The organism is Paenibacillus sp. FA6 (assembly GCF_051550225.1).
GTDB lineage: Bacteria > Bacillota > Bacilli > Paenibacillales > Paenibacillaceae > Paenibacillus_AQ.
This window is the reverse complement of sequence record NZ_CP188820.1, coordinates 2,092,863-2,116,398: the sequence shown is the minus strand read 5'-3', so window position 1 is coordinate 2,116,398 and position 23,536 is coordinate 2,092,863. Positions and strand designations below refer to the sequence as shown.

At 40.1% G+C, this 23,536-nt stretch carries 22 protein-coding genes and 2 pseudogenes; 20 read left to right on the top strand and 4 right to left on the bottom strand.

Annotated elements, in window-relative coordinates:
- Positions 1-8: 8 nt before the first annotated feature.
- Positions 9-926 carry an ArsR/SmtB family transcription factor gene (locus ACP8HI_RS09815; RefSeq protein ID WP_438350906.1) on the bottom strand — a complete coding sequence of 306 codons (918 nt, stop codon included), beginning with the start codon at positions 924-926 and terminating at the stop codon, positions 9-11.
- A gap of 119 nt (positions 927-1,045) precedes the next feature.
- Between ACP8HI_RS09815 and ACP8HI_RS09810 the strand changes: the two are divergent.
- From ACP8HI_RS09810 to ACP8HI_RS09790, 5 genes and pseudogenes are all read left to right on the top strand, one after another.
- Positions 1,046-2,153 (top strand): annotated as a pseudogene (locus ACP8HI_RS09810) (MFS transporter).
- An 86-nt stretch (positions 2,154-2,239) separates the two neighbouring features.
- On the top strand, positions 2,240-2,965 hold the full coding sequence (locus ACP8HI_RS09805) for a phosphonate ABC transporter ATP-binding protein (protein ID WP_438350905.1): 726 nt from the start codon (positions 2,240-2,242) through the stop codon (positions 2,963-2,965).
- A gap of 128 nt (positions 2,966-3,093) precedes the next feature.
- Positions 3,094-4,305, top strand: coding sequence for a hypothetical protein (locus ACP8HI_RS09800; RefSeq protein ID WP_438350904.1), 1,212 nt, complete (start codon positions 3,094-3,096; stop codon positions 4,303-4,305).
- Positions 4,302-5,000 (top strand): response regulator transcription factor, encoded by a 699-nt coding sequence (locus tag ACP8HI_RS09795; protein ID WP_438350903.1) that lies wholly within the window; start codon positions 4,302-4,304, stop codon positions 4,998-5,000. The genes ACP8HI_RS09800 and ACP8HI_RS09795 overlap by 4 nt, the downstream gene beginning before the upstream one ends.
- Positions 4,997-6,394 (top strand): sensor histidine kinase, encoded by a 1,398-nt coding sequence (locus ACP8HI_RS09790; protein ID WP_438350902.1) that lies wholly within the window; start codon positions 4,997-4,999, stop codon positions 6,392-6,394. The genes ACP8HI_RS09795 and ACP8HI_RS09790 overlap by 4 nt, the downstream gene beginning before the upstream one ends.
- 100 nt (positions 6,395-6,494) lie before the next feature.
- Here ACP8HI_RS09790 and ACP8HI_RS09785 read toward each other — a convergent pair whose 3' ends face one another.
- Positions 6,495-7,715, bottom strand: a complete 1,221-nt coding sequence (locus ACP8HI_RS09785) for a glucose-1-phosphate adenylyltransferase (RefSeq protein WP_438350901.1) — start codon at positions 7,713-7,715, stop codon at positions 6,495-6,497.
- Positions 7,716-7,901: 186 nt separating this feature from the next.
- On the opposite strand from ACP8HI_RS09785, the gene glgB reads away from it, so the two are divergent.
- The 5 genes from glgB to ACP8HI_RS09760 all read left to right on the top strand — a co-directional run bounded on the left by glgB (position 7,902) and on the right by ACP8HI_RS09760 (position 14,684).
- Positions 7,902-9,821: a 1,4-alpha-glucan branching protein GlgB gene (gene glgB / locus ACP8HI_RS09780; RefSeq protein ID WP_438350900.1), complete on the top strand. Its 1,920-nt coding sequence runs from the start codon at positions 7,902-7,904 to the stop codon at positions 9,819-9,821.
- On the top strand, positions 9,818-11,245 hold the full coding sequence (gene glgA / locus ACP8HI_RS09775; protein ID WP_438350899.1) for a glycogen synthase GlgA: 1,428 nt from the start codon (positions 9,818-9,820) through the stop codon (positions 11,243-11,245). The genes glgB and glgA overlap by 4 nt, the downstream gene beginning before the upstream one ends.
- A 397-nt stretch (positions 11,246-11,642) precedes the next feature.
- On the top strand, positions 11,643-13,109 hold the full coding sequence (locus ACP8HI_RS09770; RefSeq protein ID WP_438350898.1) for an ABC transporter substrate-binding protein/permease: 1,467 nt from the start codon (positions 11,643-11,645) through the stop codon (positions 13,107-13,109).
- Positions 13,096-13,818, top strand: a complete 723-nt coding sequence (locus ACP8HI_RS09765) for an amino acid ABC transporter ATP-binding protein (RefSeq protein WP_438350897.1) — start codon at positions 13,096-13,098, stop codon at positions 13,816-13,818. The genes ACP8HI_RS09770 and ACP8HI_RS09765 overlap by 14 nt, the downstream gene beginning before the upstream one ends.
- 215 nt (positions 13,819-14,033) lie before the next feature.
- Positions 14,034-14,684 carry a 3D domain-containing protein gene (locus ACP8HI_RS09760; protein ID WP_438350896.1) on the top strand — a complete coding sequence of 217 codons (651 nt, stop codon included), beginning with the start codon at positions 14,034-14,036 and terminating at the stop codon, positions 14,682-14,684.
- Positions 14,685-14,812: 128 nt separating this feature from the next.
- Here the strand turns inward: ACP8HI_RS09760 and ACP8HI_RS09755 are convergent, their stop codons facing one another.
- Positions 14,813-15,682, bottom strand: a complete 870-nt coding sequence (locus ACP8HI_RS09755; protein ID WP_438350895.1) for a polysaccharide deacetylase family protein — start codon at positions 15,680-15,682, stop codon at positions 14,813-14,815.
- A 158-nt stretch (positions 15,683-15,840) separates the two neighbouring features.
- Between ACP8HI_RS09755 and ACP8HI_RS09750 the strand changes: the two genes are divergently transcribed.
- The 8 genes and pseudogenes from ACP8HI_RS09750 to ACP8HI_RS09715 form a co-directional block, all read left to right on the top strand.
- Positions 15,841-16,536 (top strand): dihydroorotate dehydrogenase electron transfer subunit, encoded by a 696-nt coding sequence (locus ACP8HI_RS09750; protein ID WP_438350894.1) that lies wholly within the window; start codon positions 15,841-15,843, stop codon positions 16,534-16,536.
- Complete coding sequence (locus tag ACP8HI_RS09745; RefSeq protein ID WP_438350893.1) at positions 16,529-17,461, top strand: dihydroorotate dehydrogenase; 933 nt, start codon at positions 16,529-16,531, stop codon at positions 17,459-17,461. Before ACP8HI_RS09750 ends, ACP8HI_RS09745 begins: the two co-directional genes overlap by 8 nt.
- A gap of 42 nt (positions 17,462-17,503) precedes the next feature.
- Positions 17,504-17,863, top strand: a complete 360-nt coding sequence (locus tag ACP8HI_RS09740) for a hypothetical protein (RefSeq protein WP_438350892.1) — start codon at positions 17,504-17,506, stop codon at positions 17,861-17,863.
- A gap of 38 nt (positions 17,864-17,901) precedes the next feature.
- Positions 17,902-18,573: a PspA/IM30 family protein gene (locus ACP8HI_RS09735; protein ID WP_438350891.1), complete on the top strand. Its 672-nt coding sequence runs from the start codon at positions 17,902-17,904 to the stop codon at positions 18,571-18,573.
- A gap of 160 nt (positions 18,574-18,733) precedes the next feature.
- Positions 18,734-19,138 (top strand): DUF350 domain-containing protein, encoded by a 405-nt coding sequence (locus ACP8HI_RS09730; RefSeq protein ID WP_438350890.1) that lies wholly within the window; start codon positions 18,734-18,736, stop codon positions 19,136-19,138.
- Between the two features lie 32 nt (positions 19,139-19,170).
- A complete protein-coding gene (locus ACP8HI_RS09725) occupies positions 19,171-19,677 on the top strand; it encodes a DUF4178 domain-containing protein (protein WP_438350889.1) in 507 nt (168 codons plus the stop codon).
- 11 nt (positions 19,678-19,688) lie between these two features.
- Positions 19,689-20,459, top strand: coding sequence for a DUF4247 domain-containing protein (locus tag ACP8HI_RS09720; protein ID WP_438350888.1), 771 nt, complete (start codon positions 19,689-19,691; stop codon positions 20,457-20,459).
- A gap of 294 nt (positions 20,460-20,753) precedes the next feature.
- A pseudogene (locus ACP8HI_RS09715) lies at positions 20,754-21,128 on the top strand (copper amine oxidase N-terminal domain-containing protein); the annotation flags it as partial.
- Here ACP8HI_RS09715 and xerS read toward each other — a convergent pair.
- Entirely contained in the window at positions 21,077-22,156 is a 1,080-nt protein-coding gene (xerS, locus tag ACP8HI_RS09710) for a tyrosine recombinase XerS (RefSeq protein ID WP_438350887.1), read from the bottom strand. The pseudogene ACP8HI_RS09715 and the gene xerS sit on opposite strands and share 52 nt — an antisense overlap.
- A gap of 160 nt (positions 22,157-22,316) precedes the next feature.
- Here xerS and ACP8HI_RS09705 point away from each other — a divergent pair, with 160 nt between their 5' ends.
- Together ACP8HI_RS09705 and ACP8HI_RS09700 are read left to right on the top strand one after the other, a co-directional pair.
- Entirely contained in the window at positions 22,317-22,802 is a 486-nt protein-coding gene (locus tag ACP8HI_RS09705) for a GNAT family N-acetyltransferase (RefSeq protein WP_438351767.1), read from the top strand.
- Between the two features lie 106 nt (positions 22,803-22,908).
- Positions 22,909-23,256, top strand: coding sequence for a DUF805 domain-containing protein (locus ACP8HI_RS09700; protein WP_438350886.1), 348 nt, complete (start codon positions 22,909-22,911; stop codon positions 23,254-23,256).
- The last annotated feature ends 280 nt before the right edge of the window (positions 23,257-23,536 follow it).

Below are 23,536 nucleotides of genomic sequence, written 5' to 3'. Positions count from 1 at the left end.
TTTCACTCCTAAAGCTGTATATATGATTCTAAGAACATTCGAAGTTCTGCTACGCCATCGGGACGGATACTGAATTTATCATTGTTCCGATCGCTGAGATGAATACGTAGAAACCCGGCCACTCTAAGAATCATGAGATGGTGCATCAGGGTCTCCATCGGTTGATTCAGATCACGATGCATATCAGCAAGCGACTTGGGTTGATCTGCGACAAATCGAAGTAAACGAAGACGATTGTGATCAGCAAGTGCATGGGTCATACGAGTAAGACACATAGGCGGCTCATCTTCATTATCTTCAGGCACATCTACAGGATATTGAATAAGTAGCATATTGGTATAGAAACAAAATGTATTAATTGGACGATTATGAACGGTAGGGAAGAGCACAACGGTTTCTAAATCCTGCATGTCTTCAACTATAAGACCTCCAGAAGCGTATTCAATTAAATTTTCGGGATCCATTTTGGTCAAAAGAGTTTTCTTTTCTAAAGCATCTTCTTCGAGAAGAGGTTTAATCTCGTGTTCAATGGTTTTGAAATAGTGAAGATACCATAGCTTTAACAAAGGTCCATAGTCGTCACGGATACGTCTTGTCTCGTCTAGGGACAGGTTAGGCAGATAAGGAGACGCTATATTGAATAGGGAATCGTCACTGCAATGATGTAAATGTTCAAGAAAAGGATCGACATCATCACCTGTTTGTCTATGAATGATCCAGATATACAACACATCAAAATCAGAGAATGGCCAAGAAGATGCTGGAGCCAATGTGGTGCGTACGCTTGATGAAAGCTGATTATCTACTTGTTGAACCCAATCAGGACCCATATCCATGTTGTCAGTCCACTTTTTCGAAGTATATACCATAAAACTTGCCATAAGTTCGTAGATCGATGATACATCAACATTCACTTTATAGTTCATGTAATTCATACCTTTCCATCATTTCTTACACTTCTTTTATTATGGCTTGTTCTGATCGTTATTGTCCACTATAATGTGGAATAGTCTAAGGGGGCAACAGCGTGTCGATCGATACTAACATGACTAAACTGACGCATCATAATGTAACACGTTCTCATTATCTCATACTCATCGCTGTCATTGTAGTCACTGGAATGACGCAAGGGATGCTTCTTCCTTTATTAGCCATTCTATTGGACCAGATGGGTATCTCAGAAATGATGAACGGTTTGAATTCAGCCGCACTTTACATAGGATCCTTTGCGATGATGATCGTGGCAGAAAAAGTATTAGGGGCTTTAGGCTTCAAGAAGTTAATTGTCAGTGGGCTGGTGCTTGTACTGCTTAGTCTGCTTGTTTTCCCATGGATTCCGAATTTGAAGGTATGAATTGTGGGTTATGATGTTCTCACCTTCGAATCAAAGAGGTAGAAATCTCTCCATCTATGGCATGTCATATGGGCTTGGATTTAGTCTAGGTCCACTTGGAATTCAACTGCTTCCATTTGGGGAGGAAGTCCCTTTTATCATATTGAGTATATGTATATTCCTCGTATTGATATTCGTTCTTGTTAAACTTCCAAATGAGCGCCCTGAGAAAGTTGCAGGAAGCGCGAATGAGAAACACCGTTTTCGACGTAGCTATATGATAGCTTGGTATGCTCTCATTCCAGCATTGCTGTATGGATATATGGAAGCGAGTATGAATAGCAGCTTCCCATTGTACGGGCTACAAATTGGTTATAATGAGAATCAAATTTCTTCATTATTACCGGCGATAGGAATTGGTGGGTTACTACTTCAGCTCCCTTTGGGAATTTGGAGTGATCGTTTCGGACGTAAGAAAATACTAATGTTCTGCGGGATATCAGGCGGTCTTATTTTTTCAATCATACCTATGGTAGGTTATCATTTCTGGTGGAGTATGGTACTTATGATGTTTGCTGGGGGATTGGTCGGTTCTTTCTTCTCATTGGGACTTGCATATGCGGCAGATGTATTACCACGCAAACTGCTCCCGGCAGCCAACGTTGTGGCGTCTTTTCAATTTAATATTGGCAGTGTGGTTGGCCCGAGTATAAGTGGAATTATGATATTCTATCATTGGGAGGAAGGCATGTTTATTGTGCTTGGTCTTTCTTATTTATTGTTTGGATTAGCAGGGTTTCGGTATCGTCCGTCGAAATAGTATTTATGTAGAACGTTTGTTTGCATGGAAATCCAACGTCTTTTCCAATACACTAATAGGAAAGAATTAAGAGGAGTGTCATATTAATGATTACTGTGGAACGTCTGAGTAAATTTATTGGGGTACAAAAAGATGTTGTTCTTCATGATGTGAATATCCAATTCCATAAAGGGGAATTGATTACGATAGTGGGCTCTAGCGGAAGCGGGAAAAGCATGCTACTTCGCTGTCTATCATTAAATATGAAATGGGATCAAGGAACTTTCGATGTAGATGGGGTTGATGTACTAAATCTCGGGATTGTTGGCAAAATGAAATTCAAAAAAGAATGGGCATACTTGGAACAAAGCCCGGAGTTTAATCCTAAACGCACGGCTCTAAAAAATGTGCTCATTGGTCAATCAAATCAGACGCCATGGTGGCGTATGCTGACAGGTATGGTTCGTTCAGATGACTATATGGGTGCAATGGATGTCATTGAGAGTATGGGTCTTTTGGAAAAGGCTCATTTAAAGATGGGGCAATTAAGCGGTGGTGAGCGTCAGCGGGTTGCTATTGCACGCGCTCTTGTGCATGGGGCGAAGGTCATTCTTGCAGACGAGCCCGTCGTCGGTCTGGATCCCAAATCCGTTGAAAGCGTACTTGAACAGTTAAGAACGTTGTGTAAAGAAGAGAGGGTGACGGTATTAACTGTGATTCCTCTTGAACTGGCTGAGAGATATGGAAGTAGAATTATTGGTCTCTCTAAGGGTGGAATAATGTTTGATGTTAAAGGACGTCGTCTCACACAGCAAGAGAAGAACATGATATAAATGAATAAGTGTCAATATAGAAAAGAGTGATATGGGTGTACAAATCAAGCTTAATTCGAGCATGTGCTGCTTGCTTGACCCTTTTTATTCTTGGAGGTTGCAGCATTATAAGTGATCCGGTTTCTCTGATGAAGATACCACAAATTTCTGCAGAGAATGAGTCATTGCGTTCTTTTATTACATCACAACTACCCAAAGGAGCGGAACTAATTCGTGCTCGTAAGAACGATAATACAAGCCTTATTCGTTTCGTTGATTTGAATAATGATGGCAAAAAGGAAGTTGTTGTATTCTATAAGACAAATGACCAGGCAATTCCATTACATGGTTCTATATTTGAGGAGCAGAATGGAACTTGGGTACAACAATTAACGTTTGATGGTGAAGGTAAAGTACTTGAATCATTGGAGTTTTTGGACATGACGAATGATGGGAGTATTGATATTATTGCTGGGTTCTCCAGAGGGGGAGAGGAGCAGCACAATGGACTCGTTATATATAGTTATAATGCTGGCACTCTTGAAAAGGTGCATGACTTCTCATATACCCACTATGTCATCGATGATCTGAATGGAGACGGTCTGAATGACCTTACGATCGTGTCGTTGAAACGAAATGAGTATGCTAGAATGACCGTTTTTCAATATTCTAATGATGATTTTGTTGAGATAGATAAATTGGAAATGGAATCTTTGCTTAACAATTATTACAATGTTGTCGCAGGAATGGTGTCCAAGGACAAGAAAGGAATCATATTAGATGCAGCGAGTGGATCAGGCTCGGGGTACTTTTATTCTGAAGTTATTGTCATGGAAGATAATAAGTTAATTCCTGTTCTCAATATGGATCAGACGTATAAAGATATCCAGATTTACAGCGAAGACGTCAATTCTGATGGTATTATTGATGTCGGTATATTAGAGACGCCCAAAGGATGGGAACACTATAGTTTTGAAGAAATACCTTGGTTCTTCTCTTACTATCAATGGGATGGGAAAGAGGGAATGAGCTTTGTTAGGCAGCAATATCATGATCATAAGAATAGATTTATGCTTAATTTCTTCTCACCAGAATGGCATGATAACATTACGATTGATACCGTATCCAATAAAGATGAGTATTTAAGATTTAAGATGTTGGATACAGATAAGACGGTAGCTGAGATCAAATTCTTCACGAAACAAGAATGGGAAAAGGATCATAGCAGTTGGGAACTATTGGTTCGTGCTAGCGATAAAGTGATTGCATATAAAGGTTATGACATAAATCTCGAGCTTAATAAAAATAAAAAGGTGGAGACGGATGTAGCTCCAATCGAAAGGAAAGGAAGCCAGAAATGAGTAAAGTATTAATTTTGGAAGATGAAGAATCCATTCGTAGTTTTATTGTCATCAATTTAAAGCGCAATGGGTTTGAAGTTGTTGAGGCAGCGGATGGTTTTGAAGCGATTGACAAATTAACAACGATACCAGATATCGATATTGCGCTTCTAGATGTTATGGTTCCTGGGATTGATGGTTTTGAAGTGTGTCGAAGAATTAGAGAGACGAATGAGCGAATTGGGATTATTTTCTTGACAGCCAAAGTACAGGAGCAAGATAAGGTGTACGCATTATCGGTGGGCGCTGACGACCATATCAGTAAACCATTCAGCCCAACGGAGCTTATTGCCCGTATTCAATCTTTATTAAGGCGTGTCAGTGTCCATCGGGAGAATTCAGCAAAGGTTAGTTTTAACTCGGGCCCTTTCTCGTTGGATTTAATTTCGAAACAGTTTAAGAAGAACGGTGTTGTTATTGAACTAACACCAACTGAATTTTCACTGATTCAATTTTTCCTAGAGAAAGAAACCACTCCGCTAAGTCGTGATGTACTGTTAGATCATGTCTGGGGAAGAGAATATATGGGGGATCCGAAGATTGTGGATGTGAACATTCGTCGCTTACGTCAAAAAATCGAAGAAAATCCTTCAGAACCAGAATATCTACAAACGGTATGGGGTCATGGTTATAAATGGAAGGGTCAGATCCAATGAGTAAGAAAGGTATACGCAGACAGATTGTCTTACACTATTTCATTGTAGTGTTCACGGCGCTGCTTCTTGTGGAAGTTATCTTTCTGTTAGCGATAAGAACGTATTATTATGATAGTGTATATAGCCATATATCCAACTCTGCCGAAACATCAGAAAGATACTATCAGATGTTTCGGCTCTATGAGGAAGAAAATATTAATTTACTATCAGACATGCTAGCCAACTTTAAGTTGGACTTTACTGAACTTCAAATTTTGGATACAAAAGGTAAGGTACTCATAAATACAACGGAATTTAATCCAGATACAACGATAACAACTAGTGATATCCCTCAAGCCATTTCAGGAAATACGGGTAGATGGGTAGGACGTCAACTATCTACGAATGAAGATGTCATGTCCGTGTCGAAACTGATACAAATTGGCGGAGAAGATACGTTTATTCTACGGTATACAACATCATTAAAGACTGTGAATGATAAGTTATTGAATGTTACTATGCTTTCGCTTGGGATTGGCATGTCAGTATTAGCTGTCGTACTTGCCTTTAGCTTAGGACTTGCGAATTCGATCGTTAAACCGCTGAATAATATTACTGCGGTATCTGCACAAATGGCCAAGGGGAAGTATAAGGTACGTGTTAAAGGTGATTACAAATATGAGTTGGGTGAATTGGCAAGCACTCTTAATCATATGGCTGAAGAGATTATTAGAAGTAATCAGATCAAAGATGATTTCATCTCATCCATTTCTCACGAGCTAAGAACACCTTTAACGAGCATTAAGGGATGGAGCGAGACTGTAAGTTCGGGTGGGTATGATCCTGAAGAGACTGAGATTGGGATGCAGATTATATCCAAAGAGACGGAACGGTTGATTGGTTTAGTCGAAGAAATATTGGATTTCTCCAAACTTCAGCAAAATGAGATGAAACTTGTCGTTGGCGAAGTAATCCTCAAAGAGTTGCTTCAGGAAATTATGCTAAATTTGTGGACAAAAGCGGAGAAGAAATATATTAAACTTGTTCTAGAATCGGATGAGAACCCGATTGTATTCGCGGATGGTAACCGTCTCAAACAGGTCTTTTTGAACCTTGTTGACAATGCTATTAAATTCTCGGAAGAGAACAGCATTATCCGTATCGTGTTAAATTGCTATCCTGAGCAAGTAGAAGTTGATGTTCAAGATAATGGATTAGGGATTAGTGAGGAGCATCTGAACAGAGTGCGAGATCGTTTCTTCCAAGTGAATCCTTTAAATGGAGGAACCGGCTTGGGGCTTGCAATTTCACAACAACTTGTGGAACAGCATCAAGGAACCATGGAAATCCTCAGTTCTTTAGGAGAGGGAACCATCGTAAGGGTTATGTTACCGCTAGTAGCTGAACCTGTTTAGACTGAATACGAATGAACTAAAGAACAACAATAAGAGCGACATCCTCATAATAGAGGATGTCGCTCTTATTTGTATTTATTGAACTACAATCGTGTTTAGATTACAACATTTCAGCACGAAGAAGCGCAGAGTTCTCATAAGCTTCCTTAAGTAACCGGACTGGTTGTGTTCGTAATGTTGGCAAAGACGGCTTCTGAAATATGATCTCACGGGGTCCAACGACAAATAAATGGTTTGCGGAGCCTTGAATGACAGACCCATCCTTAATGACTGCCCCTTCGCCAATAATCGCATGCTCTATAATAACATTACGACCAATCTTAACATTGGGCATAATGACGCTATTTCTAACTTCTGAATTTTTTCCGATTTCAACCCCACCAAAAACGACTGATTTCTCAGCACTTCCATCTAAAGTGCAAGAGTCAGACATCATGCAGTTTGAAATGTTACCTGATTTATTCTTCTGAGGGCTTATCTTTGTGTTCCACGAACGGCTGTACATAGGCCAGTTGGTCTTATGTAGTTCCCAATCAACATTATCATCCAAGAGATCCATGTGGGCTTCCCAGAGGCTCTCAATCGTGCCTACATCTCTCCAGTATCCATTGAATTTATAAGCATAAAGAGGATCATGTTTGGATAACATGGTTGGAATGATATCTTTCCCAAAGTCGTGGGAAGAAGTGAGGTTAGAAGCATCGTCTATCAACAGTTGCTTTAAGTATTCCCAATTGAAAATGTAAATTCCCATAGATGCCAAATTACTATCAGGTTGCACTGGTTTTTCTTTAAAAGCATTGATCTGCATGTCGCTATCTATGCCTAAAATACCGAACCGACTAGCTTCCTTCAAAGGAACCTCCATAGCAGAAATGGTTACTTTTGCATTCTTACTCTTGTGTTGATGTAACATTTCACCGTAATCCATGTGATAAATATGATCTCCAGAAAGAATGAGTACATGTTCTGGATTGTGACGATCGACATAATCAATGTTCTTGTAAATAGCATCTGCTGTACCTGAATAATCAGTCCCCGTTCTATAAGATGGCAGAAGTGAGACACCACCGCCCTCGTTGTTGTGTAATCCCCAAGGTTCACCAATGCCAATATGATCATGTAATGAGTTTGCCTCGTACTGGGTAAGAACACCAACCGTTTCAATTCCGGAGTTAACGCAGTTACTAAGAGGAAAATCAATAATACGATAATGACCGCCAAATGGCACCGCTGGTTTGGCCATCTCTGATGTAAAAGGTGCTAATCTGCGGCCTTCTCCTCCTGCAAGCAACATAGCAATACATTCTTTTCTAATCAAGTTGTTCCCTCCTAATTGTTGTGCAATGTAGTGACACGTAGAGCTCTTTATTTCCACATGAAAGGAGTATATTGAAAAAATCATGAAATATTACATTGATTATTAATAAATATCATTCATATTTTCAGTCTGGTTGGAATAGGCTACAGGTAGAGATGACTATAATTGAATTAAGAAGGTGATAAGTTGATGGATCAGAACAGTACGTCGGAAGTAATTTCAGCAAAAAATAGTTTCTTATTTCATGAAGGAACTTTCAATCATAGTTACCGTTTCCTTGGGGCACATCCAACAATGGAAAATGGACTTCATGGTGTACGGTTTACCGTATGGGCGCCGCACGCATCTCATGTGGGATTGGCATTAGATATGAATGCATGGGATGGGTTGAATCATTCATTAAATAGAATGCCCAAATCCGGATTATGGAGTCGCTTTTTCTCAGATGTAACCGTTGGAACATTATACAAATATCAAATCACGGGTCCTGAAGGGGAAATTTTTCTCAAGGCAGATCCTTATGCATTTCAAGCAGAAGTTAGACCCGCCACAGCATCCGTAGTGTCTTCATTAGATGGTTACCAGTGGAATGACTCCGCATGGCGTCAACAATCAGGACAACCTTTCCAACAACCCCTTAACATATATGAAGTTCATTTAGGAACTTGGAGACAGAAGGAGGATGGTACGTTATATTCTTACTCCGAATTGGTGAACTTACTCATTCCATATGTAAAAGAAATGGGATATACGCATATTGAATTTATGCCTTTGAGCGAACATCCTTACGATCTGTCATGGGGCTATCAAGGAACTGGATTTTTTGCAGTAAGTAGTCGCTTTGGATCTCCCCATGAATTTATGTTATTAGTTGATGAATGCCATCAAGCAGGGATTGGTGTCATTATGGATTGGGTACCAGCTCATTTCGCTAAAGATGCCCATGGTTTACGAATGTTTGATGGTACGCCATGTTTCGAATATGAAGATTCCTTTAAAGCTGAGAAACTGGGTTGGGGAACATTATCCTTTGATTATGGGAAGCCAGAGGTCATATCATTCCTTATTTCCAATGCCTTATTTTGGCTTGATATGTATCATATTGACGGGCTTCGCGTAGATGCAGTCACGAGTATGATCCGGCTTGATTTCGATAAACAAGTAGAGCAACATCAATTGAATGAGGCTGGTGGAATTGAGAACTTGGAAGCGATCGCTTTCTTGAAGCAGCTGAATACGACTGTCTTTCGTTACCACCCACATGCATTAATGATGGCGGAAGAATCTAGTGCATGGCCAGGAGTCACTTCTCCCGTGGACCTCGAAGGATTAGGATTCAATTACAAGTGGAATATGGGCTGGATGAACGATACGTTGGAATACATAGAACAACCTTACTGGGATAGACCTTCCAAACATCATTTACTGACATTTCCCATTTGTTATGCATATGCAGAGAATTTCGCTTTACCTCTATCACATGATGAAGTTGTTCATGGTAAGAAGTCGCTTTTGAATAAAATGCCTGGAAGCTATGAGGAGAAATTTGCCGGGCTACGCTGTTTGCTTGGATATCAAATGACTCAACCAGGCAAGAAACTACTCTTCATGGGTGGTGAATTTGGACAATTTATAGAATGGAGAGATCAAGAACAATTAGACTGGCTGTTGTTGGCGTATGATAAACATCGTCAAACCCAGACCTATACGAAGGCATTGAACCATTTCTATTTGAATGAAAAGGCACTTTGGGAGCTGGATCATGTGATGGAGGGGCATCAGTGGATTAGTGCAGATGATTCATCACAGAGTGTGCTTTCGTATATACGAAAAGGAAAAAATATGGTAGACGAGCTCATCATTATCATTAACTTCCAACCTATTGTAAGACGGAAATATCGCATAGGTGTTTTGAAAAAAGGTGCATATAAGTGTGTATTTAATAGTGACGAAGTCGAGTTCGGAGGAGAAGGGGAAGGGATTGAACTTTCTGTGAAATCGGAGAATGTCTCTTGGCATCATCAGAAACAGAGTCTTGAGGTTACGATCCCGCCGCTCAGTATGCTTATTTATAAGAGAGAAGTTAGAAGGAGAGATGAATCGTGAAAGTGTTATTCGCTGCAGCTGAAGTTGTACCTTTTATCAAAACAGGAGGATTGGCAGATGTCATTGGCTCTCTACCCAAAGCACTCCATCAAGAGGGGATTGAGGTTGCTGTTATTCTGCCCAAATACCGAGGAATCTCTGAAGAATATCGTGATAGCATGACATATGTGTCTGAAATTGTTGTGCAGATGGGTTGGAGAAATCAGTATTGTGGGATTGAAGTTATTATTCAGGATGGAATTCCAATTTATTTTATCGATAATGAATATTATTTTGGACGAGATGCGGTTTATGGATATATGGATGATGGAGAGCGCTTTGCCTTTTTCAATCGAGCCGTTCTTGAGGTGATTGGTGAGGTCGGCTTTCAAGCAGACGTCTTGCATTGTCACGATTGGCACACAGCGATGATCCCATTGTTACTTCAAGCTCAGTATCGACATGATCCTTTTTATTCACATATGCGAACCGTATTCACCATTCATAATTTACTGTATCAAGGGATATTTCCATACGAGATGTTGGGAGAGCTTCTAGAGCTGGACAATCAGTACTATCTTGGTGTCGAGTATTTCGGACAAGCTAGCTTTATGAAAGCTGGCATTCAATTCTCTGATCATGTGACGACCGTCAGCCCAACGTATGCCAAAGAAATTCAGACCTCTCAATACGGATATGGACTGGAAGGGTTACTAACTTCATTAGGGGATAAATTGACAGGGATCGTAAATGGGATTGACACACAGAGCTATAATCCAGCTAATGATCCAAACATTTACTCCAACTATCAGTTGGACTTTGATCTGAAGAGAGAGAATAAAATCGAACTTCAGAAGGAATTAAATCTGCCAATAGCGCCTAAGGTTCCTCTCATCGTAATGGTTACTCGGCTTGTGGATTCTAAGGGGCTGGAGTTAGTCATAAGGATTCTAGACGAAATGTTGTATTATGATGACGTTCAGCTGGTAGTTATGGGTACGGGAGATCCTTATTACGAACGTTGGTTTAAGGAAGCGGCCCAGAGATATCCACTTAAATGTGCAGCACTAATTACCTTTAATGAGGGATTAGCACGTAAGTGTTATGCCGCTAGTGATCTATTCCTTATGCCATCTAAGTTTGAACCATGTGGAATAAGTCAACTTTTAGCTTTACGGTATGGCAGCATCCCCGTGGTTCGTGAGACAGGAGGTTTGAATGACACCGTTCATGCCTATAACGAGTTCACGGGAGAAGGGAATGGATTTACTTTCAGTGCGTATAATGCGCATGATATGATGCATACGATTCGTCGTGCCGTATCGTTCTATCATAAGCCGGAACCGTGGGGACGAATAATGAAGAATGCATTTCATGGCGATTATAGCTGGAACGTCTCAGCCCGTGAGTATATCACTATTTACGAACAAGTGACGAGTCAATGAGGGTATGACTCGCTGTGAATATCCGGAAGTTTACTTAATCAATACGTTATTCGAATACAGGAGAAATCGCTCTTTCGTTTAGATGATGGTAAGTCATCGCAAATAAACGAAGGGGCGATTTTTTTGATTATGTTCAAAAGGTCATGAGTATGAAGCGGAAAGTTATATAGGGATGAATTACTGGACAACATAAGGAAATATTCACAAGAACCATCGTGATATGGTTATAGACAGTATGGTATTCCTTTTAAAGGATACCTATTTATCATTTTAACGATTTAATGAATGTCATTGCATAATAATACATTTTCACTTATGATTGTTCAGTTGTAAAATACTTTATTATGACGGGTTAACAATCTGTCATATTTATAAATGGTAAGGAGAGAACAGAAAGTTGAAGAAAATTACTCGATTCATCGTGTTTTTACTGAGTGCTGTCATCCTGCTAACTACGGGTTTGCAGACTACAGAAATCGTGAGTGCAGAACAAGAAACTACGAAAATAACCAAAAAGCTGGTTCTCGGAACAAGCGCCGAGTTTCCGCCCTATGAATTTCACAAAACGATAGATGGAAAAGATCAAATCGTTGGGTTCGATATCGAGATTGCGAAGGAAATTGCAAAGGATCTTGAAGCTGAACTTGTCATTGAGGATATGGGCTTTGATAGTCTACTGTCTGCATTACAAAGTGGTAGAGTGGATTTTGTTATTTCGGGCTTAACGCCTACGGAAGAACGTCGTAAAAGTATTGATTTCTCAAATGATTATTATTTGGCACAACAAGTAGTCGTGGTGAGGGCGGAAGATCAAGAGCATTTCCCGACGATGAAAGAACTTGAGAATGAGAAAATTGGTGTACAAAAAGGTTCGATTCAAGAAGAAATTGCAATGGATATTCCTAATGCCCATCTGACTTCATTGGATAAAATTCCAGATTTGGTATTGCAGTTACAAACGAAGCGAATCAACGCCATTATTATTGAAGATACAGTGGCTCAAGGTTACCTTGATTCGGAGATTGTTCTTGCTGATGCTGTGCCAGAAGATGCTGATTCGTTGGCAGCCATTGGAATTCAGAAAGGGAATGTTGAACTACTGAATTCCATCAATGAGACACTTGCTCGATTACAGAGTAATGGTGACATTGATCGAATGGTTAAAGAAGCGAGTATTCTAGCGGCTGATAGGCAAGAATCAGGGAATATATTTAATATTGCTTGGAAATACAGAAGCTATTATGCACAAGGAATCGGATATACGCTCCTGCTGTCGGCATTAGGTGTATTATTTGGATTCATTATTGGTCTGTTCATCTCGTTACTACGTATGACTAATATTGGTTTGTTGAGGTGGTTAGCTTCAGCGTATGTTGAAGTATTACGAGGCACGCCAATGCTTGTACAGCTTATGATTATTCATTACGGTATGGCCTTAACATTTGGTATTAACTTCTCACCACTACAATCCGGAATTATAACGTTATCGATTAACAGTTCAGCTTATCTTGCAGAAATATTTAGAGCAGGTATTCAGGGCGTGGACCGGGGACAAATGGAGGCAGCTCGCTCATTAGGGATGAAACGAAGCACAGCGATGCGTCATATTATATTGCCTCAAGCATTAAAGGCTGTTCTTCCGGCAATTGGTAATGAATTCATTACGATTATTAAAGAATCGTCGATCATCTCGGTTATTGGAATGGCAGATATCATGTATCAGGCCGGAGTCGTTAAGAATATTACTTATCAAGGGCTGAGCCCATTTATTATTGCAGCGGTTATTTATTTCTGTATGACGTTTGCATTGTCCAAGGTACTGAGAGTTGTAGAAAGGAGGTTGAGTGCTAGTGATAACCGTTAAAGATCTTCATAAATCATACGGGGAATTAGACATACTTAAAGGAATTGATATAGAAATATCAAAGGGTGAGGTCGTCGTAGTGATCGGCCCTTCAGGTTCAGGGAAAAGTACATTTCTACGTTGTCTCAACCTGCTTGAGCAGCCCACCTCTGGAGAAATATTATTTCAAGGGAAATCAATAACATCACCTAATCATGACATCAATGCTACGCGTGAGAAAATGGGAATGGTATTTCAGAATTTCAATCTGTTCCCACATAAAACAGTAGGTCAGAACATTATGTTAGCTCCACTTACAGTTCAGAGAAAGTCTGCCAATGAAGCTGAGTTGATCGCGAACAATCTGCTGCAAACTGTTGGGTTATCTGATAAAAAGGATGTCTATCCGAATCAATTGTCGGGAGGACAGAAGCAACGTGTCGCTATTGCTCGCGCATTGGCTATGCAGCCACACGTTATGTTATTCGATGAGCCTACTTCAGCACTAGATCCTGAAATGGTAGGAGAGGTTCTTGAAGTTATGAAGAAATTGGCTGTGCAAGGGATGACGATGGTTATTGTTACTCATGAAATGGGGTTTGCCCGTGAAGTGGGTGATCGTATTCTATTTATAGATGAAGGTCGTATTATGGAGCAGGGTTCACCAGAAGAGGTATTTAATCATCCGAAGAATATCCGTACGAAAGAATTCCTTAGCAAAGTGTTGTGAAAATAATGTGATAAGCGAATTGAAATATAGAGCAACACGGAGGGAATAATGACGAAAAAGTCATTGTTATCTCCGTGTTTTTTTACGTGAAAAGGCGCCGTAATCATGTTAATTAAGTGAGATGGGAAACATTACATATCTAAAGGTTACAAAGTTGTGATATATTAGTTGAGCCGAAACTTTGAGGCTTTAATACAAGGAGGAGCACAAAAACAATGAATATTAAATTTAAATCCATTAAAATGTTTGCAGCAGCAATAGGAATCGCTATGGTGGTACAGAGTACACCGGTTCATGCAGAATCCGTTCACGTAACGAAAGATGGCGATACTTTCTTCAAACTATCCCAACAATATGGTGTGGATCTCAATAAATTGATCAATGCCAATTCTAATACGAATGAAAACAATATCTATGCAGGAATAAATTTAACCATACCAACGGCTAAGAATACAGTATCAGCGGCAACTGTGAATTCAACAGCTTCAATTCTGAATGTTTCAGATAATCAAAAAGTAGTGGAAGCATGGGGTAAAACATTTAACTATAGCAAAACTTTAAATGTCAAAGCATCAGCCTATTCTGCTGCTGCAAGTGAGAATGGTAAATGGGGGGCCGTTGATTATTTCGGAAATCCACTCAAATTGGGCACCATTGCTGTAGACCCAAAGATTATACCAATGGGGACAAAAGTGTTAGTGACTGGACATAGTCATGATGGTCTTCCCAAGGATGCATTTGTTGCAACGGCAACGGACGCAGGCTCGGCTATAAAGGGCAATCGAATAGATATATTCATCCCGGGAAGTCAGCAAAGTGTAAGAGTATTTGGATATCAAGAGATTGAGTTGTATTTCATAAACTAAGTGAAATATGAAATAGAATCGTTAAAGGGTTGTCCTATATGCCAACGATAATGGCATATAGGACAACCCTTCTTTTTGTAAAAGATGTTCTTAAAGGGTGGTTCGCTCGGTTGATGAATACGCCATCGTTATTTAGGGGTAGGAATTTTCTCTACACTTATTTGGAGTAATTCGGGAACGGTTACGAAAGTGTATCCTTTCTTCCTTAGATTCAAAATAATTTCAGGAAGAGCTTCTATCGTTCCTGTTAGATCCGATCCGATTCCCCCGCCAGCATGTTGGAGAATGATGGAACCTGGTCCTACATGGGAAAGAATGTTCTTCTTCACTTCGTCCTTACTAATCCCTTTCCAATCTAGAGAGTCTACATTCCAGTTGATAATCTTATACCCTTGCTTCTTAGCCCATTTCAGCTGCTCTTCCGTAATTTCTCCGTAAGGAGGACGTATGAGCCGTGGTTTATAGTGAATTAAATCGTTAAGAATTTGCTCGGTTGTGTTAATTTGGCTTTGAAAATGTTCCAAGGAGATCTTGGTGAATTGGGGATGATCATAGGAGTGATTACCTATGGCATGCCCCTCACGCTGAATTCTTCTTACGATATCAGGATGATCCTTGGCACGTTTGCCAACGATAAAGAACGTAGCCTTTACATGATGTTTAGCTAGTATATCTAGCACGGCTGGTGTAAATCGAGAATCTGGAACATCATCGAAGGTGAGAGCGATTTTTTTCCCCCTCGGACCTCTAGTCTTCATGGTTTCAGGAAATTTCCGATAAAGCTCAGATAATGTAGCTGAGGATTTCTTTTGTTGTTGCTCTTTTGAATTTTTCGAAGAAGTATGATCATTCTGTGAATGAACTACAGGCTCCGACACTGGGTTTGGTATAATCGGGGTGGAAGATAACGCTGCCTGGACATCATGTGATGAAACGATAGAGAGGCTTCCAGCTAAGACTAGAAAGAACAAAAATCTTAGAATACTTTTTCTGAACATATGTACAACCTCCGAACTATTAGTATGTGTGGAATTCAACTATGTTGTTATGTCCTGAATGTGTTAATATTATTCTTAGAGAAGTTAGTGAAAAAAGTCACTTAATCATACTGTTGTGATTATAAGAATGGATTGTGGTAGATAGGAGGCGTTTTTGGATGGGGAAAGTGATAACAAATGAACAGGTATCTGAACATGTGTATCTGATGAACGTAGAGGGACATTATGAGGGTACGATGGGTCAATTTTATATGTTACGAGCATGGGGGAACTATCCTTTACTCTCCCGACCGATTAGTATATTTAATAGAACAGATGGAGGGATAGAATTCCTGTATCAGGTCGTTGGGGAGGGAACGGCACTACTTGCCGGACTTCGCTCAGGCGATTCGTTATCTCTTGAGGGACCATATGGTAATGGATTTCCCGATGTAAAAGGGAGAGTTGCACTTGTTGGTGGTGGGATTGGAATTGCACCGCTCTACTATTGTGCACAACAGATCCCAAATACGGACATCTATCTCGGTTTCAGCAAAGAGCCATATTTATTGGATCACTTCAATACTGTAGCGGGAAATCTGTATACGAATGTGGGTGGATATATTGTTGAAGACATCGATTTCCATCAATATGATGCGATACTATCCTGTGGGCCGCATGGCATGATGAAGGCTATTCAATCGAAACAACAACAATCGCAATGTTCAGCAGATGTCTATATCTCACTAGAGAACCGAATGGCATGTGGTATTGGGGCATGTCTAGTATGTAGTGTATCGTGTAAAGATGGTCGTAAAAAGGCATGTACAGATGGACCCGTGTTTGCTGCAGAGGAGGTATGTTTACATGATTGATTTATCATGCGAAGTTGCTGGAATTCCTTTTAAAAATCCAGTTGTGATGGCTTCAGGAACATTCGGATTCGGCAGAGAGTACGGTAAGTTATATGATCTTTCTAAGATCGGTGGCATTAGTGGGAAAGGACTCACACTACATCCTAAAGCGGGTAATGAAGGGCTTCGTGTATTTGAGACTCCTTCAGGGATGTTAAATAGTGTAGGGCTGGAGAATCCGGGCGTACCCTATTTCCTAGAGCATGAATGTAGCTATTGGGAGACGCTGGACACCGTCAGAATTGCTAATCTAGGCGGTAATTGTTTAGATGACTATATACAGGGTGCCATTCTGATCCAAGAAGATCACGATAAAAGAAAAGCGCTAGGTCGAGTAGCCGTAGATATGATCGAATTGAATATTTCATGTCCTAATGTAAAAGAAGGCGGAATAGCCTATGGAGTGAAGACATTGGCTGCGCAGGAAGTCGTTCGACAAGTAAGAAGTGCAACAAGCTTACCGTTGACGGTCAAGTTGTCCCCAGGTGCGGAGAATTTGGTGGAAATGGCTTTGATGTGTGAGAACGAAGGCGCGGATGCCCTATCTCTGATTAATACGATTTCAGGGATGAAGATCGATGTGCGTCGTCGTTCAAGTGTTTTTCGTAATGCCTATGCCGGGCTGTCGGGCCCCGCGATTAAACCGATCGCATTACGTATGGTGCACCAAGTAGCACAGCATGTGAATATTCCTATTATGGGGATGGGTGGTATTGTGTCTGCGACGGATATCATTGAGTTTATTATGGCGGGTGCTGCTGTGGTGCAGGTAGGAACGTATAACTTCATGAATTTACGTGCAGGTCAAGATTTGATTGAGGGATTGGAGCAATTCATGCAGGAAGAGAATATTAAGTCTTTGGACGAAATCCGTGGAATCTTATAGAATAGATGATAGATTCATATATCTTTTGAAAGGCGGATGTACATGATTGAGTTCAATCCAGATGACATTCAAATCATTGAAGTTCCAGTGGGTCGGGATATGATGCTGATTATTACAGGTGGAGCTGCTCACATTGGCGCTGTATCAACCGCATATCGAACTCCCGATGGGATTGAGGTACAAACCTCGAATGTACCAGGACATAAAGAGTATACAATTAGTGAGGATCTGGCGCGTAAAGCTGTGGAAGTACTAGATAGGACAGTAACCGTGGCTGCGGGTATACATTATGATCAACTTACGAAAGAGGAGATCCAATCGATTGTGGCCATCGTGAATGAGAGAATGGATAATTATTTGAAAAAAATGAAACGTTCTATGTCCTTACTGCGTACACCTTAATATGAAGAAAAAACATACTCTTGGGAGGAATAAAAATTATGTCCATGTTCAAAAGATTACGTGATGTAACGATGTCCAATATTAACAGCCTTATTGATAAAGCAGAAGACCCTATTAAAATGACAGACCAATATATTAGAGATATGCATGAGGATCTTGAAGATGCTGAAAAAGCTGTAGCTGCACAAATTGCTATCGAGAAGAAATTCAAACAACTCTATGAAGAGCAAGAAGCGCTTTTGAACAAACGTGCTCAACAGGCCCAAGTAGCTGCTCAAGCTCAGAATATTGATCTTGCCCGTCGCGCTTTGGAAGAGAAGAACGCAGCCGAGCTGAAGATGAATGAATACAAAGTGAACTATGATCAGAATAAAGCTTCTGCTGATAATCTTCGTGGGAAACTTGAAGAAATGCGTAAGCAATTGACATTAATGAAGAATAAAAGAGAAACATTAGTAGCACGTTACAATGCTGCCAAAGCACAAACGGAGATTAACAAGGCTATGACAGGCTTCAGTACGGATTCTGCGGCAAGCGGTCTCAAACGTATGGAAGATAAGATGTTACACATGGAAGCGCAGGCTGAAGCAAGTAACGAAATGTCTTCTAGTGAGAAATCTTTGGACGACGAGTTTGCGAGTTTAAATAAAGACCAAGCGGTTGAAGATGAACTAGCAGCACTTATGAAACAATTCGAGAAAAAAGAATAGTAGAGGAAGTTCCGAAAGTCATCTTTTGAACACGAACTAATAAGAAAAAATAGTTATCATATGTAATATGACAGGCGAAGGAGCTGATTTGTAACAATATCTCCTTCGCTTTTATGTGAAAACAATGTGAAATTTATCGCCGAATGGGGTTGAAGTTGCCATGGATTTTGAATATGTATTAAGAGTGTTGGTCTGGACGGGTGTAGGTTCGGTGTTACTGTTCATTCTGCTATATGTGGACTCATTATTTACAAAGTATAAGGATTTCGAAGAAGTTAAAGCGGGAAATATGGCGGTAACGACAAGGATGATACTGAAGCTTGTTGCACAAGGATACATTCTTTCCGTATCTATATCGACCTCAAATGTATTACTAGAAGCGATAGTTGTTTCAATTATATCCTTTATTGTACTGCTCATTCTGGAAAGTGTTGTTCGTATATTACTTAGAGGATGGGCTAAGCTGGACCTTGATCTAGGAACACAACAAGGTAAATTAGGTTATGGTCTATTTGCTGGATCGCTGCATATTGTAGGTGCACTAATCATTACAGCTTGTCTGTAAGTTGAACTAACGTGGATAAGGGGTCGCAGAATATGAGTATATGGAAAAGAGTAGGGAATCTATTTGCTAAACCAGAACCGCCCATTCGAGAGAAGAATGTGTTGGGACTTGCACCAGGTGATATATGCGAAGTATCGCTAGTTACGTACGAAGTGGTGGGAAGAGTCCATAATCGTAGTCGGAACGCGGTTGTACTTACGTTACAAGATGGTCAGGATATCGCTTATTTTCATATTGAGGAACGGGAAAATATACAGTATTCGTTGTATAAGCCGATTGATGGAAGGTTGGACAATCCAAATGAGGTTCCGAGCATCGTGGATTTGGACGACGTAGCCTTTCATTTGGAGGAGGAGTACGACGGGAATGTGCTTGTAACTGGAAAAGCACCATTCATGCAAGGTGGGGAGCAGCATGTGTGGCAGTATCAATCTGACGATAATCAGCTGCTGAGGATTGAATGGCAAAATGGACGATTTATGATGTATGAAGGCGAAAGTGTGATACCGGCAGATGTAAAAATCATTCGGGCAAGCTAGGAGTGGATCAAGTGAAGAAACATTCAGTTCTCTCAATAAAGTGTTTGATCGTTCTTGGTTTATTAGTATCTCTACTGAGTGGTTGTGGTGCGGGTGGTTGGGGTGATTTAGGGACAACAATTAAGTCGTATCCGCTTGAATCCGTGAATAAAGATGGAAAAGCAACATCTTATGTATATCGGGCAGAAGGTCAGACTGTACCTGAGGTTGCTGCTGGACTATCTGAGGAGCGTCAGCCGGATCAGATTTCGGCAGAAGATTCGGAGCGAATGTTCCTTGTTTATAATGATGAATGGTACCATTTACAACAGGATCCAGATAACTCTGAGGATACGCTGATTGAAGTTGACTCAAAGGAATATGTCCAGAAGAATTATGACTCGAGCTTCCTTGAGGGATACATCGCTGCAAGTATTATAGGTAACATGTTCGATTCATTAGGGCGAAGTGGTACTTATCGTGGATATTCTAGTAAAGATGTATACAAACCGAATCAAGGAACCTATTCTAAACCAACGACCAGTGATAAGAAAATGACACCTCCACTCACCGTGGAGAAAAAAGGGCTCATCACGCGACGTGGAAATACTAGCAATTCATCTAGTAGCAAGCGATCTGACGACACTATATTCAACCGAGGTACCACTCCAAGTAAAGGGAGTATTAGTAAAGGAAGCGATAGTGGCAGTGGCTCTAGTATTTTTGGTTCTTCTAAGAAATCGATTAGTAAACCGAAAACAAGAATAGGTTCGGGTAAAATTAGCAGAAGAGGTCGAAGGTAGTTCACATATTTTCTTTGGTAAAGGCGATTTCCCATTCAATTCCGAATGAGAAGTCACCTTTATTTATGTTTTTTTATTTTTAGGTTCAAAACCAAAACTAGCGCTTGAGATCAGAGGGCAAAGCATATGGTTCCGAGGTAGCTTTCCGTAGGAAAGCTTGTAGGCGAACGTATCGCTTCTTTAATGGTAATTCAGTCCAGTTACGAATGCGGCTGCCACAAAAGCTAATGTAATATTAAATGGTCAACAAATGACTTTCAACCCTGATGCTTATGTCGTTATGGCAGAACGAGGGTACCTTTTCGGCAGATTTTTGAGCAATTAGGTGTTGTAGTTTCATATGAAGAAAAAACAGGATCTATCATTGCTACTTCTAAGGAGACGGAAATTCAGTTGACTGTAAATTCATTAAAAGCATCTGTGAATGGAAAAGAGTATACACTTACCCAATCGCCAAGTATAGATGAAAATGGAGTACTATATGTTAATTTTCGTTTAATGAATTTCAATCAAAGAAGGGCGGCTTCCCATTCAATTATGAATGAGAAGCCGTCCTTCTTTATAGCAACCTTCTTTCAAAGGGCATCGCGTGCACTTTTTAATATGGGTACTTATGTTTACTCCACACGTCGTTCAATCGCTTCGGACATCGTTTTATCTGTTAGATGAGCATATACTTCTGTCGTCTCTGTGGAGGCATGCCCCAACTGCTCCTTCGTCTTGTAAATATCATTCTGAAGATAATAATCGGTTGCGAAAGAATGTCGTAGTTTGTGCACCGTCAGGAAGGGCTTGCCGAATCTCGTAGCGTATTTAATGATCATAGCCTGAACAGCACGCTTCGTCATCCGCTTTCCATCTTTTTGACCATTTGGGATAGTGAGGAAAAGGGCCTTTTCTTTCTTGGGTGCATGATAACGAGTTTGCCTTAGACTAAGGTATAATGCCAAATCATCCTGGGCTTGTTCACGGAAATAGACCGGTGTTTTGAATGTTTCGTCATTATGTCCTTTTCGGAATATGTATATTAGTTTATTGTTGAAGTCTAGGTCATCAATATTCAAATTAATGATCTCTGAAACACGAAGTCCTGAGTTCAGAATCAGGCTAGCGATACAAGCATCTCGTTCTTTATTAAGCTCATAGGAGTAGATGGCTTGTTTGTTATCAGCGACATCAATCCCGTATCCCACAAGAATATATGCTATGAATTCCAGCAATTCTTCTTCTTCAAGGATCTTACCTTTTAACTTAGCGGCGGTATCCTTCGGTTTGTGTATGCGTTTGACTTCTACTTTGGCCATAATATTACGCTTTAATAAAGGATAGAAATCCTCATCCTCGGCGATCTGGCTTAAATAATGAAATAATGAACGCAGGGATGATAACTTGCGAGAGATGGTTACTTTGGAATTAGCACCCTCACGACGGGTCGTGAGATAGAGTCTATAACTCACAACATTCTCCATACGTAGCATTTCCAGTTCGGTTAAGCTCACTTTTGAGTTATGGTCGGCTTCTGAGAGTAATTCGCCACGTAACCAGTTAAAGAATGTTTCGTAATCCCGTATGTACTCTAGTAGCGTTGATGGAGAAAGGTCAGGTAATTTATAATCGATGAATTGTTGCACGAACCAAGGCATGCCGAGAACCTTTTCATCGAGCCGTTTGCGATCAATATCTTTTTGTATATTCACGGATGCACCTCCTTGATGGATAGAGTCTAACTGTTATTTTACCATAGGTATGGATAGAAGTCTTAGAGAGGGCATGGGAGAGTACAAGAAAGAGTATAATTGCGAAGTTGCAGGACAAAGTTATATAGTAGGTTCAGATAAGATACGATGGGGTGAAACTATGGAAATGAAGCTAGAAAGGGTTCCGATTGAGCATAAAGACGTTATTCATCATTTAATGCAATTTTATTTATATGATTTCACAGAGTTTTTGGATATTGAGCTTGAGGAGACAGGGAAATTTGAAACGTATCCAGACTTGGATACATTTTGGGAACAGGGAGAAGGGAAATTTGCTATATTGATATCATTTTATAACAAGCCCGCAGGATTCGCTTTGGTGGAACGACTACATCATTCGCTAGAGGCCGATTATTATATGACTGAATTTTTTATTATGAAGAAGTATCGTCGCAGTGGTCTAGGAAGTTGGGCAGCGAAAGAGCTTTTTCAACAATATAAAGGGAAATGGAAAGTCACGCAGCTGAGAAATAATAAGCCAGCACAGAAATTCTGGCAGAAGGTAATCGGTGACTATACCGGAGGGGAATATATCGAGAAGACACTTCCAGATAGCGGAAATGTAAGCCAGTATTTCAAGTTATAAAGATCTAATCTTGGGAATGTTTCACGCCGATATAGAATAAGTAATGGAATTAGGAATTCGTATCGGTTATCGTGATAAGTAATATCCTGATTGGGGGCGATAGTAAATGGAATGGTATTTGAAAGTGTTAAAGAACTACGTAGGATTTGAAGGTAGGGCGAGACGTACGGAATACTGGATGTTTACTCTTTTTAATTATATCGCTCTCATGTTACTTTTAATATTGGAGTTTATTGCGAATCTGAATTCAGTATTAATAGTAATTTACTCTGTTGCGGTAATGTTACCGTCTTTAGCTGTTGCCGTTCGTAGACTACATGACACTGGGAGAAGTGGATGGTGGTATTTAATAACGTTTATTCCCCTAATTGGCGGTATTATACTACTCATATTTATGTGCGAAGATAGTGAAGAAAGTAATCAATATGGACCAAATCCTAAAGTTTTTGATTGAGATTTACCTAGAACCTCTTTCGTTAGTTATAAAATGAAATGGAGATCTCATCAGAGGTCTCTTTTTTTGTTTGTTTTTGTGAACAACGGAAACTATAACAATAGAGAACGTCTACTGTTATTGAAATGATTATTTCACCATATGAAAAATTCACAATAGAAAATTAAAATTGATCTAGATCATATTCACATATGCGTCATCTCGTTGTATCTATTCGAAAAAAGGTAAATCTACATGATTACGAGTGTCATTACAACACTTTTTTTCTCAGAATCCTTAG

Coding starts and splice junctions, on each gene's coding strand:
- ACP8HI_RS09815 (WP_438350906.1), bottom strand. CDS start 926: ATGAACTATAAAGTGAATGTTGATGTATCATCGATCTACGAACTTATG.
- ACP8HI_RS09805 (WP_438350905.1), top strand. CDS start 2,240: ATGATTACTGTGGAACGTCTGAGTAAATTTATTGGGGTACAAAAAGAT.
- ACP8HI_RS09800 (WP_438350904.1), top strand. CDS start 3,094: ATGAAGATACCACAAATTTCTGCAGAGAATGAGTCATTGCGTTCTTTT.
- ACP8HI_RS09795 (WP_438350903.1), top strand. CDS start 4,302: ATGAGTAAAGTATTAATTTTGGAAGATGAAGAATCCATTCGTAGTTTT.
- ACP8HI_RS09790 (WP_438350902.1), top strand. CDS start 4,997: ATGAGTAAGAAAGGTATACGCAGACAGATTGTCTTACACTATTTCATT.
- ACP8HI_RS09760 (WP_438350896.1), top strand. CDS start 14,034: ATGAATATTAAATTTAAATCCATTAAAATGTTTGCAGCAGCAATAGGA.
- ACP8HI_RS09755 (WP_438350895.1), bottom strand. CDS start 15,682: ATGTTCAGAAAAAGTATTCTAAGATTTTTGTTCTTTCTAGTCTTAGCT.
- ACP8HI_RS09750 (WP_438350894.1), top strand. CDS start 15,841: ATGGGGAAAGTGATAACAAATGAACAGGTATCTGAACATGTGTATCTG.
- ACP8HI_RS09745 (WP_438350893.1), top strand. CDS start 16,529: ATGATTGATTTATCATGCGAAGTTGCTGGAATTCCTTTTAAAAATCCA.
- ACP8HI_RS09740 (WP_438350892.1), top strand. CDS start 17,504: ATGATTGAGTTCAATCCAGATGACATTCAAATCATTGAAGTTCCAGTG.
- ACP8HI_RS09735 (WP_438350891.1), top strand. CDS start 17,902: ATGTCCATGTTCAAAAGATTACGTGATGTAACGATGTCCAATATTAAC.
- ACP8HI_RS09730 (WP_438350890.1), top strand. CDS start 18,734: ATGGATTTTGAATATGTATTAAGAGTGTTGGTCTGGACGGGTGTAGGT.
- ACP8HI_RS09725 (WP_438350889.1), top strand. CDS start 19,171: ATGAGTATATGGAAAAGAGTAGGGAATCTATTTGCTAAACCAGAACCG.
- ACP8HI_RS09705 (WP_438351767.1), top strand. CDS start 22,317: ATGGAAATGAAGCTAGAAAGGGTTCCGATTGAGCATAAAGACGTTATT.
- ACP8HI_RS09700 (WP_438350886.1), top strand. CDS start 22,909: ATGGAATGGTATTTGAAAGTGTTAAAGAACTACGTAGGATTTGAAGGT.